This is a genomic window from Mycobacterium sp. E342, from assembly GCF_001667665.1.
GTDB lineage: Bacteria > Actinomycetota > Actinomycetes > Mycobacteriales > Mycobacteriaceae > Mycobacterium.
This window is the reverse complement of sequence record NZ_LZJM01000009.1, coordinates 1-14990: the sequence shown is the minus strand read 5'-3', so window position 1 is coordinate 14990 and position 14990 is coordinate 1. Positions and strand designations below refer to the sequence as shown.

The 14990-nt window shown below is 69.8% G+C and carries 15 protein-coding genes; 10 read left to right on the top strand and 5 right to left on the bottom strand.

Annotation, left to right across the window (positions count from 1 at the left end; all coding sequences use genetic code 11):
• Nucleotide 1: 1 nt before the first annotated feature.
• The 3 genes from hsaC to hsaA are packed head-to-tail and all read right to left on the bottom strand — an operon-like array spanning nucleotide 2 to nucleotide 2966.
• Nucleotides 2-904, bottom strand: a complete 903-nt coding sequence (hsaC, locus tag A5692_RS00445) for an iron-dependent extradiol dioxygenase HsaC (protein WP_068051004.1) — start codon at nucleotides 902-904, stop codon at nucleotides 2-4.
• Nucleotides 904-1779, bottom strand: coding sequence for a 4,5:9,10-diseco-3-hydroxy-5,9,17-trioxoandrosta-1(10),2-diene-4-oate hydrolase (gene hsaD / locus A5692_RS00440; RefSeq protein ID WP_068051002.1), 876 nt, complete (start codon nucleotides 1777-1779; stop codon nucleotides 904-906). The genes hsaC and hsaD overlap by 1 nt, the downstream gene beginning before the upstream one ends.
• Before the next feature lie 2 nt (nucleotides 1780-1781).
• A complete protein-coding gene (gene hsaA, locus A5692_RS00435; protein ID WP_068050999.1) occupies nucleotides 1782-2966 on the bottom strand; it encodes a 3-hydroxy-9,10-secoandrosta-1,3,5(10)-triene-9,17-dione monooxygenase oxygenase subunit in 1185 nt (394 codons plus the stop codon).
• Nucleotides 2967-3113: 147 nt separating this feature from the next.
• On the opposite strand from hsaA, the gene A5692_RS00430 reads away from it, so the two are divergent.
• From A5692_RS00430 to A5692_RS00420, 3 genes are read left to right on the top strand one after another with little or no spacing between them, the layout of a single operon-like run.
• On the top strand, nucleotides 3114-4196 hold the full coding sequence (locus A5692_RS00430; protein ID WP_068050997.1) for a ferredoxin--NADP reductase: 1083 nt from the start codon (nucleotides 3114-3116) through the stop codon (nucleotides 4194-4196).
• 50 nt (nucleotides 4197-4246) lie between these two features.
• Nucleotides 4247-4780 carry a hypothetical protein gene (locus tag A5692_RS00425; RefSeq protein ID WP_068050995.1) on the top strand — a complete coding sequence of 178 codons (534 nt, stop codon included), beginning with the start codon at nucleotides 4247-4249 and terminating at the stop codon, nucleotides 4778-4780.
• A gap of 60 nt (nucleotides 4781-4840) precedes the next feature.
• Entirely contained in the window at nucleotides 4841-5662 is an 822-nt protein-coding gene (locus A5692_RS00420) for a class I SAM-dependent methyltransferase (RefSeq protein ID WP_197514298.1), read from the top strand.
• Here A5692_RS00420 and A5692_RS00415 read toward each other — a convergent pair whose 3' ends face one another.
• The gene (locus tag A5692_RS00415; protein ID WP_068050991.1) at nucleotides 5663-7786 is read right to left on the bottom strand and encodes an acyl-CoA dehydrogenase; all 2124 of its coding nucleotides are present in this window, start codon (nucleotides 7784-7786) and stop codon (nucleotides 5663-5665) included. It lies immediately after the preceding gene.
• A gap of 337 nt (nucleotides 7787-8123) precedes the next feature.
• Here A5692_RS00415 and kstR point away from each other — a divergent pair, with 337 nt between their 5' ends.
• Entirely contained in the window at nucleotides 8124-8723 is a 600-nt protein-coding gene (gene kstR / locus A5692_RS00410; protein ID WP_040621610.1) for a cholesterol catabolism transcriptional regulator KstR, read from the top strand.
• Nucleotides 8724-8795: 72 nt separating this feature from the next.
• Here the strand turns inward: kstR and A5692_RS00405 are convergent, their stop codons facing one another.
• On the bottom strand, nucleotides 8796-9875 hold the full coding sequence (locus tag A5692_RS00405) for a LacI family DNA-binding transcriptional regulator (RefSeq protein ID WP_068050989.1): 1080 nt from the start codon (nucleotides 9873-9875) through the stop codon (nucleotides 8796-8798).
• A 131-nt stretch (nucleotides 9876-10006) separates the two neighbouring features.
• On the opposite strand from A5692_RS00405, the gene A5692_RS00400 reads away from it, so the two are divergent.
• The 6 genes from A5692_RS00400 to A5692_RS00375 form a co-directional block, all read left to right on the top strand.
• Nucleotides 10007-10945: a metal ABC transporter solute-binding protein, Zn/Mn family gene (locus A5692_RS00400; RefSeq protein WP_068050987.1), complete on the top strand. Its 939-nt coding sequence runs from the start codon at nucleotides 10007-10009 to the stop codon at nucleotides 10943-10945.
• A complete protein-coding gene (locus A5692_RS00395) occupies nucleotides 10942-11766 on the top strand; it encodes a metal ABC transporter ATP-binding protein (RefSeq protein WP_068050985.1) in 825 nt (274 codons plus the stop codon). The genes A5692_RS00400 and A5692_RS00395 overlap by 4 nt, the downstream gene beginning before the upstream one ends.
• The gene (locus tag A5692_RS00390; protein WP_068050982.1) at nucleotides 11763-12623 is read left to right on the top strand and encodes a metal ABC transporter permease; all 861 of its coding nucleotides are present in this window, start codon (nucleotides 11763-11765) and stop codon (nucleotides 12621-12623) included. The genes A5692_RS00395 and A5692_RS00390 overlap by 4 nt, the downstream gene beginning before the upstream one ends.
• Nucleotides 12624-12660: 37 nt before the next feature.
• A complete protein-coding gene (locus A5692_RS00385) occupies nucleotides 12661-13374 on the top strand; it encodes a sensor domain-containing protein (RefSeq protein WP_068050980.1) in 714 nt (237 codons plus the stop codon).
• Nucleotides 13375-13434: 60 nt separating this feature from the next.
• Complete coding sequence (locus tag A5692_RS00380; protein ID WP_068050979.1) at nucleotides 13435-14193, top strand: LamB/YcsF family protein; 759 nt, start codon at nucleotides 13435-13437, stop codon at nucleotides 14191-14193.
• Nucleotides 14193-14990 (top strand): MBL fold metallo-hydrolase (locus A5692_RS00375; protein WP_068050977.1); only part of this gene is annotated, 798 nt, incomplete at its 3' end. The genes A5692_RS00380 and A5692_RS00375, both read left to right, overlap by 1 nt.

The window sequence follows — 14990 nt, the reverse complement described above, 5'->3', positions numbered from 1 at the left end:
ACTATCCGCGGGCGCCGACCGTGAAGTCGTGGCCCCACAAACTCACGGCGGTGCTTTCCCGGGCGACCCAGTCGTCGTCCTCGACTTGCCTTCCCTCGCAGCCGAATTCGACGTCGAACCCACCGGGCGTCTTCATGTAGAACGACAGCATCAGGTCGTTGACGTGCCGGCCCAGCGTGGCCGACATGGGCACCTTGCGGCGCAATGCGCGGTCCAGGCACAGGCCCACGTCGTCGGCGTTCTCGACCTCCATCATCAGGTGCACGATCCCGCTCGGCGTCGGAAGCGGCAGGAAGGCCAGGCTGTGGTGGCGCGGGTTGCAGCCGAAGAACCGCAGCCACGCGGGCGCCCCGTCCGCGGGCCGGCCCACCACCTGCGGCGGCAATCGCATCGAGTCGCGCAGCTTGAAGCCGAGCACATCCCGGTAGAAGTGCAACGCCTCGTCGTCGTCGCGGGTGGACAGCACCACGTGGCCCAATCCCTGCTCGCCGGTGACGAACCTGTGCCCGTACGGGCTCACCACGCGGCGGTGCTCCAGCGCGACCCCGTGGAACACCTCCAGGCAGTTGCCCGACGGGTCGGAGAACCGGATCATCTCGGCGACCCGGCGATCCGCCAGCTCGGCCGCGGTGGCCTCCTTGTACGGCACGCCCTCGACGTCGAGCCGGTTCCGGATCTCTTGCAGGCCTTCGGCATTGGCGCACTCCCAGCCGGCCTCCAGCAGGTGGTCGCGCTCTCCCGGCACGATCACCAGCCGGGCCGGGAAGTCGTCCATGCGCAAGTACAGCGCACCCTCGGTGTCGCCCTTGCCCTCGACCATGCCGAGCACCTTCAGGCCGAATTCGCGCCAGGCCGCCATGTCGGTGGTCCCGATGCGGAGATAACCCAGCGAACGGATGCTCATCACGCGCCTCCAAGGAAATCAACGGTCAACTTGTTGAACTCGTCGAACTTCTCCACCTGCGCCCAATGCCCACACTGCCCGAAAACGTGGAGCTGCGCACGCGGAATGGTCTTCAGCGCGACCAGCGCGCCGTCGAGCGGGTTGACCCGGTCCTCCCGACCCCAGATCAACAGCACGGGCTGGCGCAGCCGGTGCACCTCGCGCCACATCATGCCGAGCTCGAAATCGGCCCCCGCGAACGACATTCCCATCGCCCGGGTCGCGGTCAACGATTCCGGCGTGCTGGCCAGCGCGAACCGCTCGTCGATCAGCTCCGGCGTGATCAGCTTCTGGTCGTAGACCATGACCCGCAGGAAGGCCTCGAGGTTTTCCCTCGTCGGTTCGGCGGAGAACTTCCCCAGCCGCTTGACGCCCTCGGTCGGATCGGGAGCGAACAGGTTGATGCTCAAACCGCCGGGCCCCATCAACACGAGCCGGCCGGCCCGGTCCGGGTAGTCGAGGGCGAACCGGACCGCGGTGCCCCCACCCAGCGAATTGCCCACCAGCGGAACGCGTCCCAGCTCGAGCTGGTCGAAAAGCCCCTTGAGCGCCCGCGCCGCGTAATGGTTGAACTGGCCGTGCTCGGCGCGCTTGTCGGAAAGCCCGTAGCCGGGTTGATCGACGGCCAGCACATGGAACCGCTGGGCCAGCACCGGGATGTTGCGCGAGAAGTTCGTCCAGCTCGCCGCGCCCGGACCGCCGCCGTGCAACAGCACCACCGTCTGGTCGTTGCCGACCCCGGCCTCGTGGTAGTGCAGCCTGAGCGGTCCGTCGACATCGACTTCGGCGAAGCGCGAGGTCGACTCGAACGTCAACTCCCCCGTTGTTGCCGTCATGCCTAGACCATGGTGTCGCCGGGCGGCAACCCGAACTCGTTGTTCCCGAAGATCTGGTAGGCCCGCTCGGGGTCGTTGGCCGCGTGCACCCGGCCGGCGTGCGCGTCGCGCCAGAACCGTTGCACCGGTTGGTCGTTGCCGAGGGCGGTGGCGCCGGAGGCCTCGAACAGCCGGTCGATCGACGCGATCGCGCGCCCGGTCGCCCGCACCTGGTCGCGGCGGGCGCGGGCGCGCAGCTCGAACGGGATCTCCTTGCCGGCCGACAGCAGCGCGTACTCGTCGGCGACGTTGCCACTCAGCTGCCGCCACGCCGCGTCGATGTCGCTGGCCGCCTCGGCGATGCGCACCTTGGCGAACGGGTCGTCCTTGGCCTTCTCGCCGGCGAACGCCGCGCGCACCCGCTTGCCCTGGTGCTCCACGTGCGCGTCGTAGGCCCCATAGGCCATGCCGACGATCGGCGCGGAAATGGTGGTGGGATGCATTGTGCCCCAAGGCATCTTGTAGACGGGTGCGGTGTTGGTCTGGTACCCGCCGGCAGTGCCGTCGTTCATCGCCTTGTAGGACAGGAACCGGTGGCGGGGCACGAAGACGTCCTTGACGACGACGGTGTTGCTGCCGGTGCCGCGCAAGCCGACGACGTGCCACACGTCGTCGATGCGGTACTCGGAGCGCGGGATCAGGAAGCTGCCGAAGTCGACCGGGCGGCCGTCCTTGATCACCGGACCGCCGAGGAAGGCCCACGTGGCGTGGTCGCAGCCGGACGACCAGTTCCAGGAACCGTTGACCAGGTATCCGCCGTCGGTGACCACGCCGGCGCCCATCGGCGCGTAGGAGGACGAGACCCGCACGTTCGGATCCTCGCCCCAGACTTCCTCCTGCGCCTGCTGGTCGAACAACGCCAGATGCCAGTTGTGCACGCCGATGATGGAGCTGACCCAGCCGGTGGAACCGCACGCGCTGGCCAGCCGCCGCACCGCCTCGTAGAACAGGGTCGGATCGCATTGCAGTCCGCCCCACTGTTCGGGCTGCAGCAGGGTGAAGAAGCCGATGTCCTGGAGATCCTGAACGGTCTCGTCGGGCAGCCGCCGCAAATCCTCCGTCGCCTGAGCGCGCTCCCTGATCCGCGGCAGCAGATCATCGATGCCAGCCAAAACCGACTGCGCGTCACGCTGTTGAATGGACGTCACTTAAGTTTGCCTCCTGAGAGTGCGGACTTACACCAGAGACTAGAACACGTTCCGATTTGTGTCGAGCAGGGTATTCCTGCGGCTGGTAGCGATATGAATCGGGTTTTCTGTAACATGTTCTAGTTGTGACGAGAGGGAGGATGGGTCGTGGCCGAGGCCAATCTCGACGAGCCACTCGGTGACCACGTCCTTGAGCTGCAGATCGCGGAGGTCGTCGCCGAGACCGACGACGCGCGGTCGCTGGTGTTCGCGGTGCCCGACGAGCCGGGTGACCCCGACATCCCGCCCGAGCGGCTGCGCTACGCGCCGGGCCAGTTCTTGACGCTGCGCGTTCCCAGCGAGCGCACCGGCTCGGTGGCCCGCTGCTATTCGCTGTGCAGTTCGCCGTTCACCGACGACGCGCTGACGGTCACGGTCAAGCGGACCGCGGACGGATACGCGTCGAACTGGCTGTGCGAGCACGCGCGGGCGGGCATGCGGATCCACGTGCTCGCACCGTCGGGCACCTTCGTGCCGAAAACCCTCGACGACGATTTCCTGCTGATGGCCGCGGGCAGCGGGATCACCCCGATCATGTCGATCTGCAAGTCGGCGCTCGCCGAGGGGGGCGGCCAGGTGACCCTGCTGTACGCCAATCGCGACGAGAAGTCGGTGATCTTCGGCGACGCGCTGCGCGAGCTGTCCGCCAAGTACCCGGACCGGCTCACGGTGGTGCACTGGCTGGAATCGCTGCAGGGAATGCCGAGCGTCGCCGCGCTGGCCAAGCTCGCCGCCCCCTATACCGCTCGGCCGGTGTACATCTGCGGGCCCGGACCCTTCATGGACGCCGCCCGGGAGGCGCTGGATTCACTGAAAGTGCCTGCGGCGCAGGTGCACATCGAGGTGTTCAAGTCGCTGGACTCCGACCCGTTCGCGGCGGTGAAGATCGACGACACCGCACCGGGCGACCAGCCGCCGGCCACCGCCGTGGTGCAGCTGGACGGTGAAACCCACACCGTGTCGTGGCCGCGCAACGCCAAACTGCTCGACGTCCTGCTGGCGAAGGGCCTCGACGCGCCGTTCTCCTGCCGCGAGGGCCACTGCGGCGCGTGCGCGTGCACCTTGCGCAGCGGCAAGGTGAGCATGGAGGTCAACGACGTGCTCGAACAGCAGGACCTCGACGACGGCCTCATTTTGGCCTGTCAATCTCACCCCGAATCTGATTCGGTAGAAGTCACCTACGACGAGTAGTCGCGGGATTAGGTTCACCGTTAGGGTTGGCGAACCGAAAGGGGAGCAGCATGAAGCGGCTGATCACGGGGTTTGCGGTCGTCGGATCGGCGTTGGCGTTGCTGCCCTGTCCCGTCGCCGGCGCGGCCAGCAACACCGCCACCACCTTGTTCCCGCTGGACGGGCCGAACCAGCTCGAGACGCGCGCGGTCCTCAATTGCTTCAAGTCCGACGGCCACTGCGACTTCACCGCCGGAGCGGACATGCTGACGCCCGACGGGGTGACCGGCTTCCCGTCCGGCCTGTGGGCCCGCCAGACCACCGAGATCCGTTCGTCGAACCGGCTGGCCTATCTGGACGCGCACGCCAACGGCGAACACGAGCGGGTGATGAAGTCGATGGGTTCCGACGAGATCACCACCGTCTACTTCGGCGAGGGCCCGCCGGACAAGTACCAGACCACCGGCCGCATCGACTCCACGGATTGGCAGACGGGCCAGCCCAAGACGGACAACAACGTCATCATGTGCACCCACATTCAGGTGGTCTATCCCGGCGTCAACACCACCTCGCCCAGCACCTGCGCCCAGACCACGTTCTCCTGAGCCGTCCGCCGCATACCTGGTTCAGGCCGCATTCGAAGATGGCTGATCATGGGTGAGTGCGTGACACTCACGGGGACGCAGCAGACCGCGCTGGTCACCCTCTACGGCAAGGCGCTGGAGAGCCGCCGGCCCGATTCCATCCTCGGCGACCGCGAAGCCGACAGGGCCGTGCGACGACTCGACTACGACTTCAGCAGCCTGCGCATGCGCGATCGCGATCAACAATCCTCCGCGGTGCGCTCCAAGGCCTACGACCGGCGGGTAAAGGGATACCTCGACGGTCACCCCGCCTGTGTCGTCTTGCATCTGGGCTGCGGGCTGGACACGCGGGCCTACCGCGTCGACCCGCCGGCCACCGTCGACTGGTACGACATCGACCTACCTGATGTCATCGCGTTGCGCCGCAAGCTTTTTGAACAGCGCCCTGGTCTGCACGTTGTCGGCGCCTCGGTCACCGACCCAGAACTGCTCGACGGGATCACCGGGGACCGTGAGGTTCTGGTGGTCGCCGAGGGGCTGACACCGTATCTACGGCGCGCCGACGGCGTGGCGATGCTGCGGCGCATTGTCGGGCATTTCAAAGGCGGAGAGATGCTCCTGGACGGCTACAGCCGGGCCGGGGTGTGGCTCCTGCAGCGCTACCCTCCAGTCAAAGCGTCAGGCGCGCAGCTGGATTGGAGCATCACCGACCCGCGCGAGCTGGAACGGGCCGTGCCGGGTCTGGTGTTCGACTGCGAGTGGTGGTTCGCCGACGCCGAAGACATCCGCCGGTACTACTCGCCATGGTATTGGTGGCTGATGCAGGTGCTCTTCCGGATCACCCCGGTCAGGCGCCTGGGCCGAGGCATCCGTTACCACTTCGGGTCGGGCGTCGACACCTAGTCAGCGCGGCAAGCCGAGCAGCCGCTCGGCGGCCACGGTGAGCAGGATCTGCTCGGTGCCGCCGGCGATGGTCAGGCAGCGGGTGTTCAAGAAGTCGTACACCGCGTGGTTGCGGACCAGCCCGCCGCCCTCGGAGACGTCCATCATGTACTCGGCGAGCGCCTGCCGGTAGCGCACCCCGATGAGCTTGCGGACGCTGGACTGCGCGCCGGGGTCCTGCCCGCCGACGGCGAGCTGGGCGATCCGCTGGTCCAGCAGCGCGCCGGTCTGGGCGATGACGATCAACCGGCCGAGCCGATCCTGCTGCGCGGCGTCGAGGTCGAGCTTCGCCAGCACCTTGAGCAGCTCCTCCATCGGGTTGCCCAGCGCGGTGCCGGTGGCCATGGCGACGCGCTCGTTGGCCAGGGTGGTCCGGGCCAGGCGCCAGCCGTCGTTCACCTCGCCGACCACCATCTCGTCGGGGACGAACACGTTGTCCAGGAAGACCTCGTTGAACAGGGAGTCGCCGGTGATCTCGCGCAACGGGCGGATCTCGATGCCCGGTGAGCGCATGTCGACCAGGAAGTAGGTGATGCCCTTGTGCTTCGGCGCGTCGGGATCGGTGCGCGCCAGGCACACGCCCCAGCGCGCCTTGTGGGCCGCCGACGTCCAGACCTTCTGTCCGGTGAGCAGCCAGCCGCCGTCACCCCGCACCGCCTTGGTGCGCAGCGACGCCAGGTCCGAGCCGGCGCCCGGCTCGGAAAACAGCTGACACCACAGGAATTCACCGCGCAAGGTGCCCGGCACGAAGCGCTCGATCTGCTCCGGCGTTCCGTGCTCGAGGATGGTCGGCGCGGCCCACCAGCCGATCACCAGGTCCGGACGGACCACGCCGGCCGCCGCCATCTCCTGGTCGATCAGCAGCTGTTCGGCCGGCGACGCGCCACGCCCGTGCGGAGACGGCCAGTGGGGCGCCTGCAGCCCGGCCTCGGCGAGCGCCGCCTGCCGCTTCTCCTCGGGCAGCGCGACGACCTCGGCGACGGCCGCGGCGATCTCCGCACGCTGGCCCTCGACGCCGGTGAGGTCGATGCCCAGGCGCCGCCGCACGCCGCCCTGGGTCAGTTCGGTGACGCGGCGCAGCCAGCGCTCGGCGCCGCCCAGGAAGCGACCGATGGCATGCGCCCGGCGCAGGTACAGGTGCGCGTCGTGCTCCCAGGTGCAGCCGATGCCGCCGAGCACCTGGATGCAGTCCTTGACATTGGCCTTGGCGGCGGCGATGCCGATGCTCGCGGCCAACGCGGCTGCGATCGAGAACTGGTCGGGGTCGGACTCCGCGGCGGCGCGGGCGGCGTCGGCGGCGGCGACCTCGGCCTGCTCGGCGCGGCACAGCATCTCGGCGCACAGGTGCTTGACGGCCTGGAAGCTGCCGATCGGCTTGCCGAACTGCTCGCGGACCTTGGCGTAGTCGACGGCGGTGTCCAGCGACCACCGGGTCACGCCGGCGGCCTCGGCCGCCAGTACCGTCGCCGTCAGTTCCTCGACGCGCCCTGACGCCGTCGCGATCGCGGAGGCCGGTGCCGACGTCAGCACCACCCGGGCCAACGGCCGGGAGAAGTCAGTGGCCTCCAGCGGCTCGATCTGCACGCCGTCGCTGTCGGTGTCGACCAGCAGCCACTTCCCGTCGGCGGGCAGCAACAGGACGCCGCCGTCGGCGGCGCCCAACACCCACGGCAGGACACCCGACACCCGCGAGGTCTGCCCGTCGAACTGGGCGTCACCCTCCAGCGCAAGCCCGGCGAAGCGTTCGCCGGCGGCCAGTTGCCCCAGCAGGTCGGGGTCGGTCACGACGAGCGTCGCGAGCGCGGTGGTCGCCACCGGACCGGGCACCAGCGCCTTGGCCGCTTCCTCGACCATCGCGCACAAGTCCTCGACGCTGCCGCCCGCCCCGCCGTGCTCCTCGGGGATCGCGACACCGAAAATGCCCAGCTCGGCCAGGCGGGCGAACACCGGACGCCACGCGTCCGTGTCGCCGCGCTCGACCTGGCGAATCGCCGTCGTCCCACCGGGCCCCGACGTCGCGTTGCGGGCCCAGTCGCGCACCAGGGCGCGCGCGGCGAACTGTTCGTCTGTGACGGTCGCTACCACCCTCGGGACCTCCGCGTCCTTCGACTCGACGTGACGTGGGGCCTACGACCCCTAGCTCTCGATTGTCCGGTCTGCCTCGGGCCGCTGCGCAACCCGCCCTCGTCGCAGACTAGAACGTGTTCTAATAGTGCCAGCGATCGACCGTCAAGTCGAACGCCATCGCAGCAGCACACGCGGCTGCCCCGGCGGTACGGAGGTGGGAAATTCACACTCAGCATGCGTATCGTTTGCAAGCGAGCCGCCAGGAACAGGAGCAACCCTTCAGATGCCAGCCAGTGCCAACTCGAAGGCCAACTCGAGCCGCGCTTCTGACTCGCAGCCGCGCGAGGTGATGAACGTGGCGGTATTGGCCGAGTCCGAACTCGGCTCGGAGGCCCAGCGGGAACGGCGCAAACGCATCCTGGACGCCACCATGGCGATCGCGTCCAAGGGCGGCTACGAGGCGGTTCAGATGCGTGCCGTCGCGGACCGCGCCGACGTCGCGGTGGGCACCCTGTACCGGTACTTCCCGTCGAAGGTGCACCTGCTGGTTTCGGCGCTGGGCCGCGAATTCAGCCGCATCGACGCCAAGACCGACCGCTCATCGGTCGCCGGGGGGACGCCGTTCCAACGGCTGAACTTCATGGTCGGCAAGCTCAACCGGGCGATGCAACGCAATCCCCTGCTCACCGAGGCCATGACGCGTGCCTACGTCTTCGCCGACGCCTCCGCGGCCAGCGAGGTCGACCAGGTCGAGAAGCTCATCGACTCCATGTTCGCCCGGGCGATGGCCGACGGCGAACCGACCGAGGACCAGTACCACATCGCCCGGGTGATCTCGGACGTCTGGCTGTCCAACCTGCTGGCCTGGCTCACCCGGCGCGCTTCGGCGACCGACGTCAGCAAGCGACTGGACCTGGCTGTGCGGCTGCTGATCGGGGACCAGAACGGCGGCTAGCCTCGCCGCCAGACGGCTAGGCGGCGATCGCAAGCGCGGCGTAGCCGGGCGAAGCGGGTCGCCGCCAGACAGCTAGGCGGGTGGACCGGCGGTGCGTCCGCGGATCAGCTCGGTGCCCAAGACCTCGACGACCGGCAGACCCGACCGCGGTGGGCTCAACAACAGCTCACCCGCCCGGCGGCCCTTCTGCAGGCTCGGCTGGGACACCGTGGTCAACCCCCGGCCGACCGCGTCGGGCACGCCGTCGAAACCGGTGACGGTCATCTGCCCGGGAACGTAAATCCCATGCGCGCGAAGGTAATCCATGGCGGACAGGGCCAATATGTCCGCCGTGCACATCAGCGCGGTGATCCGCGGGTTGGCCTCCAGCGCCGCCTTGGCGGCGGCCCCACCCGAGTCCGGTAGGTGCTCGTAGCTCTCCACCACGGTCAGCGCGTCGGGGTCGACGCCGGCCGCCGTCATCGCGTCCCAGACGCCGATGATCCGTTCGCGCTGCACGTCGAAAGCCGGCGACCGCAACCGGTCGGCGTCAACCAGCCCTTGCCTGCGGTCCCGGCCCAGCCGCATGGTCAGCAGCCCGATCTCGCGATGCCCCAGCCCGAGCACGTAGTCCGCCAGTTCTCGCATCGCCGCCCGGTCGTCGATGCCCACCCGGGACACACCGGCGAGCTCCTTCGGCTGGTCGACGACGACGACCGGCAACCGGCGCTGCAGGACCACCTGCAGATAGGGGTCGTCTTCGCAGACCGAATACACCACGAAGCCGTCCACACCGGCGCCCAGCACCGCGCTCATCCCGTCCTGGATGCTGCGGCCGGGCCCGACGGCCACCAGCAGCAGCCCCTGCCCCAGCTCCTCGCAGGACTGGGCGACCCCGGCGACGAAATCCCGCGCCGCCGGGTCGCTGAAGAAGTAGGTCAGCGGTTCGGCCATCACCAGCCCGACCGCGCCCGCCTTGCGGGTGCGCAGGGATCGCGCCACCGGGTCGGGACCCGGATACCCGAGCCGCTTGGCCGTAGCCAGCACGCGCTCGCGCAGGTCGGCCGACAGCTGATCCGGCCGGTTGAAGGCATTCGAGATCGTCGTGCGCGAAACCTTCAGTTCGTCGGCCAGCGATGCCAAAGTCGCACGCCGGCGCGATGCGGGACTCACGTTCGGTGACGCTACAGCGCATCGTCGGTCGCGCCTACGCGGCGACTGTTCGACGGTTTTGTAATGGAAACGATTTTCATTAGTATTATGGGTCGGCCGGTCGGCCCAGCGAGAGGAATTCGGACGTGCGCATGGCGCTCAGGCGGGGACGACGCGCGCTCGGCGGTGCGCTGCGTTGGCTGCCCGCCGCGCTGGTCCTGCTGGCCGCCTTCGCACTCACCGGCTGCGGCGGCCCCGCGCACCCGCGGGCGGCGACCGTCGTCGCCTCCACCGGGGTATGGGGCAGCGTGGCGCTCGCCATCACCGGCCGTCACGTCCCGGTCAACGCCATCCTGACCGAAAGCGACACCGACCCGCACTCCTATGCGGCCAGCCCATCGGACGCCGCCGCCATCACCGACGCCGCCCTGGTCGTGTACAACGGCGGCGGTTACGACCCCTGGGTGGAGCAGGTGCTGGCGGGGCATGCCGGCGTGCAGTCGATCGGCGCCTATTCGTTCCTCAAGCAAGCCACCGCGGGAGGGCAGCCGGCCAACGAGCACGTCTTCTACAACCTCGACGTCGCCAAGTCGGTCGCCTTCGCCATCGCCGACCGCGTGGCCGCCATCGACCCGGCCCACGCTGCCGACTACCGCGCCAACGCCGCCGAGTTCTGCCGCGGCGCCGACGCGATCGCCATCTCCGAACACGCCATCGCCAGCGCCTACCCCGGCACCGCGGTGATCGCGACCGAACCGGTCGGCCACTACCTGCTGGCGGCGTCCGGGCTGGTCAACCGCACGCCGCCCGCCTTCACCGCCGCCAACGAGAACGAGACGGATCCCTCGCCGGCCGACATGGCGTTCGTCCTCGACCTGATCAACCACCGCCAGGTGGCGGCGGTGCTGATCAATCCGCAGACGTCCACCGCGGCGATCAACGGGCTGCGGGACGCCGCGCGCCGCTCGGGCGTGCCGGTGACCGAGGTGAGCGAAACCCTGCCCGCCGGAACCGATTACCTGACCTGGCAGCGCAACACGGTCAACCAGCTGCTGACCGCGCTGCAATCGGGCCGGTCCGTACAGCCGTGAGCCTCGACGCGGCCCCGGCCGTCGACCGCCACCCGGCCACCGTCTCGCTGCGCGGGGCCAAGCTGGCGTTCGGCGACCGCGTGCTGTGGGACCACCTCGACCTTTCGGTGTCGCGCGGCGAGTTCATCGCGGTCCTCGGCCCCAACGGCAGCGGCAAGACGTCACTGCTCAAGGTGCTATTGGGCCAGCTGTCGCTGTCCGCCGGTATCGCGCTGGTCGACGGAAAGCCGATGAACGCGGGCAGCGGACGGGTCGGCTACGTGCCGCAACACCGGCCGATGGACCACGACGTCATGCTGCGGGGGCGCGACCTAATTCGGCTGGGCTTCGACGGGCACCACTGGGGCGGCCTGCCACGCAGAGCCGCCGACCGGGCACGGCGCCGCGCGGCGGTGGCCGACGCGCTGCGACAGGTCAACGCCGAGCACCTGGCGGACGTCCGCGTCGGCGTGATGTCGGGCGGCGAGCTGCAGCGGATCCGCGTCGCTCAGGCGCTGGTGAGCGATCCGATGCTGCTGCTGTGCGACGAGCCGCTGCTGGCCCTGGACCCGGCGAACGCCAAGCTGGTGTCCGCGCTGATCGACCGCCGCCGCCGGGATGCGGCGACCACCGTCATCGTCGTCACCCACGATGTCAACGCGATCCTGCCATACGTGGACCGGCTGGTTTATCTGGTCGACGGCCGATTCCGCATCGGCACCGTCGACGAGGTGATGACCACGGAGACGCTGTCCCTGCTGTACCGGGCCGACATCGAAGTGGTGAAGGTCAAGGACCGCTACGTGGTGGTGGGCGACACCAACGACGGTGCGCACCCGTGAACCACCGGCTCACCGACGTCCTGGCGCACCTGCTCGACTTCGACGTGACCGCGCACCTGCTCGGCCACGACTTCGTCCGGCAGGCGCTGCTCGCCGCCGCGCTGCTGGGACTGGTGGCCGGGCTGATCGGGCCGTTCATCGTGATGCGTCAGATGTCGTTCGCCGTGCACGGCTCCAGCGAATTGTCCTTGACCGGAGCGGCTTTCGCGCTGCTGGTCGGGGTCTCGGTGGGGCTGGGAGCGCTGGTCGGCAGCGCCCTGGCGGCCGCGCTGTTCGGCGTCCTGGGGCGGCGGGCGCGCGAACGCGATTCGGTGATCGGCGTGGTGCTCGCCTTCGGGCTTGGCCTGGCGGTGCTGTTCATCTACCTCTACCCGGGCCGGACCGCGACCAGTTTCGCGTTGCTCACGGGGCAGATCGTCGGCGTCGGCTACACCGGCCTGACCATGCTGGCGCTAGTGTGCCTGCTCGTCATCGCGGTGCTAGGCACCTGCTACCGCCCACTGTTGTTCGCCACCGTCGACCCCGACGTCGCCGCGGCCCGCGGCGTGCCCGTGCGCGCGCTGGGCATCGTGTTCGCCGCGCTGGTCGGTGTGGTGGCCGCTCAGGCCGTGCAGATCGTCGGGGCGCTGCTGGTGATGTCGTTGCTGATCACCCCGGCGGCCGCGGCCGCCCGCGTGGTGGCCTCCCCGGCGGCGGCGATGGTGGCCTCGGTCGTCTTCGCCGAGGTTTCCGCCGTCGGCGGCATTGTGCTGTCGTTGGCGCCCGGCGTTCCGGTGTCGGTCTTCGTCGCGGGAATTTCGTTCCTGATCTACCTGGTCTGCTGGCTGCTCGAGCGCCGGCGGGAGGTCGGCGCCTAAGCTTGTCGGCACAGACGGGCCCCGCGTCCGAAAGGCTCTGGTGCGTAGGCAGTTCCCGATCCTCCTGCAGGCGGCGGTATGCGCCCTCACGGCCGGCTGCACCACCGTCGTGGGCGGTAGCGCCGCGCCCGCGGACACCCGCGGTCCGCTGACGCAGGCCCCGGTGGCCGTCACCGCCCTCGACGGGCTGCTGCTCGACGACAGGAAGATCAACGACATCCTGGGTGCGGGAATGCGGATCCGGTATCGCACGCAGGAGATGTGGGACTCCAGCCAGACGTTCAGCGACCAGAGTTGCTTGGCGATGGCCGGGCCGGCCCAGCAGGCGGTCTATGCGGACACCGGCTGGATCGCGGTGCGTGGCGAGCGACTGGACGACAGCTTCGACGACCCCAAGGTGCGCAACGACTCCGTCAACCAGGCCGTGATCGCCTACCCGGCGGCCCGCCAGGCCAACGCGTTCTACGGGGCCTCGGTCCGGCGGTGGTCCGCCTGCGCCAACCGCCGGTTCATCGACCATCCCCCCGGCCAGGCCGAGATCGCCTGGGCGGTGGCCGATTCCCACCAGGTCGGCGGGACGCTCAGCACGTCCGAAGAGCAGGAAGGCAGCCAGGACGGCTGGCGCTGCCAGCGCGCGCTGACCGTGCGCAACAACGTCGTCATCGACGTGGCCGCGTGCGGCTCCTTCCTCCCCGGCTCGTCCGCGGTCGACCTCGCCCAACAGATCGCTGCCGCGGTCGTCAACCGCTAACGGCCGGGGAAGACGACCGCCTTTCCGGACGGCGCCGGCGCCGCCCCATAAGCTGGACGGGTGGCCCGCATCGACCTCAACGCCGACCTGGGCGAGGGCTTCGGCGTCTGGCGCCTCGGTGATGACGACGCCATGCTGCGGATCGTCAGCAGCGCCAACGTGGCGTGCGGATTCCATGCCGGGGATCCCGCCGGGTTGTTGCGGGTCTGCCGGTCGGCCGCCGAGCGCGGTGTACGGATCGGGGCGCAGGTGAGCTATCGCGACCTGGCCGGGTTCGGCAGGCGCTTCGTCGACGTCGCCGCCGATGACCTGGCCGCCGATGTGGTGTACCAGATCGGCGCGCTACAGGCGATCGCGCGCGCGTCGGGTTCCGCGGTGTCCTACGTCAAACCGCATGGCGCGCTGTACAACACGATCGTGACCCACCGCGAACAGGCGGCCGCGGTCGCCGACGCGGTGCGGATGGCGGACCCGGCGCTGCCGGTGCTGGGCCTGGCGGGCTCGGCGTTTTTCGACGAGGCCGCGCGCCGCGGCCTGCGCACGGTGGCCGAGGGCTTCGCCGATCGCGCCTACCGGGCGGACGGCCAGTTGGTGTCCCGCCGCGAACCCGGCGCGGTGCTGGGAGACCCGGCGGCGATCGCCGAGCGCGTGGTGGGCATGGTGACCTCCGGCCGGGTCACCGCCGCCGACGGCACGCCCATCGCGGTCGACGTGGAATCGGTTTGCGTGCATGGCGATTCGCCCGGCGCGGTGCAGATCGCCATCGCCGTGCGCGATGGGCTTACGGCCGCGGGTGTCGAGATCGGGGCGTTCGGCTGATGCGGCTCAAATTCGGCCGGCCCGACATCGGGCGGTACGCGGATCGGTTCGACGCGCCCGCCGCCGAACCGGGGTCCCTGTCGGTGACGTGGATGGGCGTGGCGACGCTGCTCATCGACGACGGCTCGTCGGCGCTGCTGACCGACGGCTACTTCTCCCGGCCCGGCCTGGCGCGCGTGGCGGCCGGCAAGGTGGCGCCGTCGCCGGCCCGCGTGGACGGCTGCCTGGCGCGGGCCAAGGTGTCACGGCTGGAGGCCGTGATCCCGGTGCACACCCATATCGACCACGCGCTGGATTCCGCGCTGGTGGCCGAGCGCACCGGCGCACGGCTGGTCGGCGGCCGCTCGGCGGCCAACGTCGGGCGCGGACACGGGCTGCCCGAGGACCGACTCGTCATCGCCCGCAGCGGTGAGCCGATCACGTTGGGCGCCTACGACGTGACGCTGGTGGAGTCCCATCACTGCCCACCCGACCGGTTCCCCGGCACGATCGATGCGCCGCTGACCCCGCCGGTCAAGGCCGCCGCCTACCGCTGCGGTGAGTCCTGGTCGGCGCTGGTGCACCACCGGCCGTCGGGCCGGCGGCTGCTGATCCAGGGCAGCGCCGGTTTCGTCGAGGGCGCGCTGGCCGGCCACCGCGCGCACGGTCTCGGTCCAGTAGTCGATCAGGTAGGAGCGTGGCCGCAACCCCAGCTGACCGACGGACAGGTAGACCGCGTCGGCGCGGTGGCCGGCCAGCGCGCCCTCGACGAAACCGGCGCTGCCCTGGATCAGCAGCCGCCGGCCCGACGGCCGGTG

Bases quoted from the DNA above. Each gene is read 5' to 3' on its own strand.
- hsaC (WP_068051004.1), bottom strand. From the start codon at position 904: ATGAGCATCCGTTCGCTGGGTTATCTCCGCATCGGGACCACCGACATG.
- hsaD (WP_068051002.1), bottom strand. From the start codon at position 1,779: ATGACGGCAACAACGGGGGAGTTGACGTTCGAGTCGACCTCGCGCTTC.
- A5692_RS00425 (WP_068050995.1), top strand. From the start codon at position 4,247: ATGAAGCGGCTGATCACGGGGTTTGCGGTCGTCGGATCGGCGTTGGCG.
- A5692_RS00400 (WP_068050987.1), top strand. From the start codon at position 10,007: ATGGCGCTCAGGCGGGGACGACGCGCGCTCGGCGGTGCGCTGCGTTGG.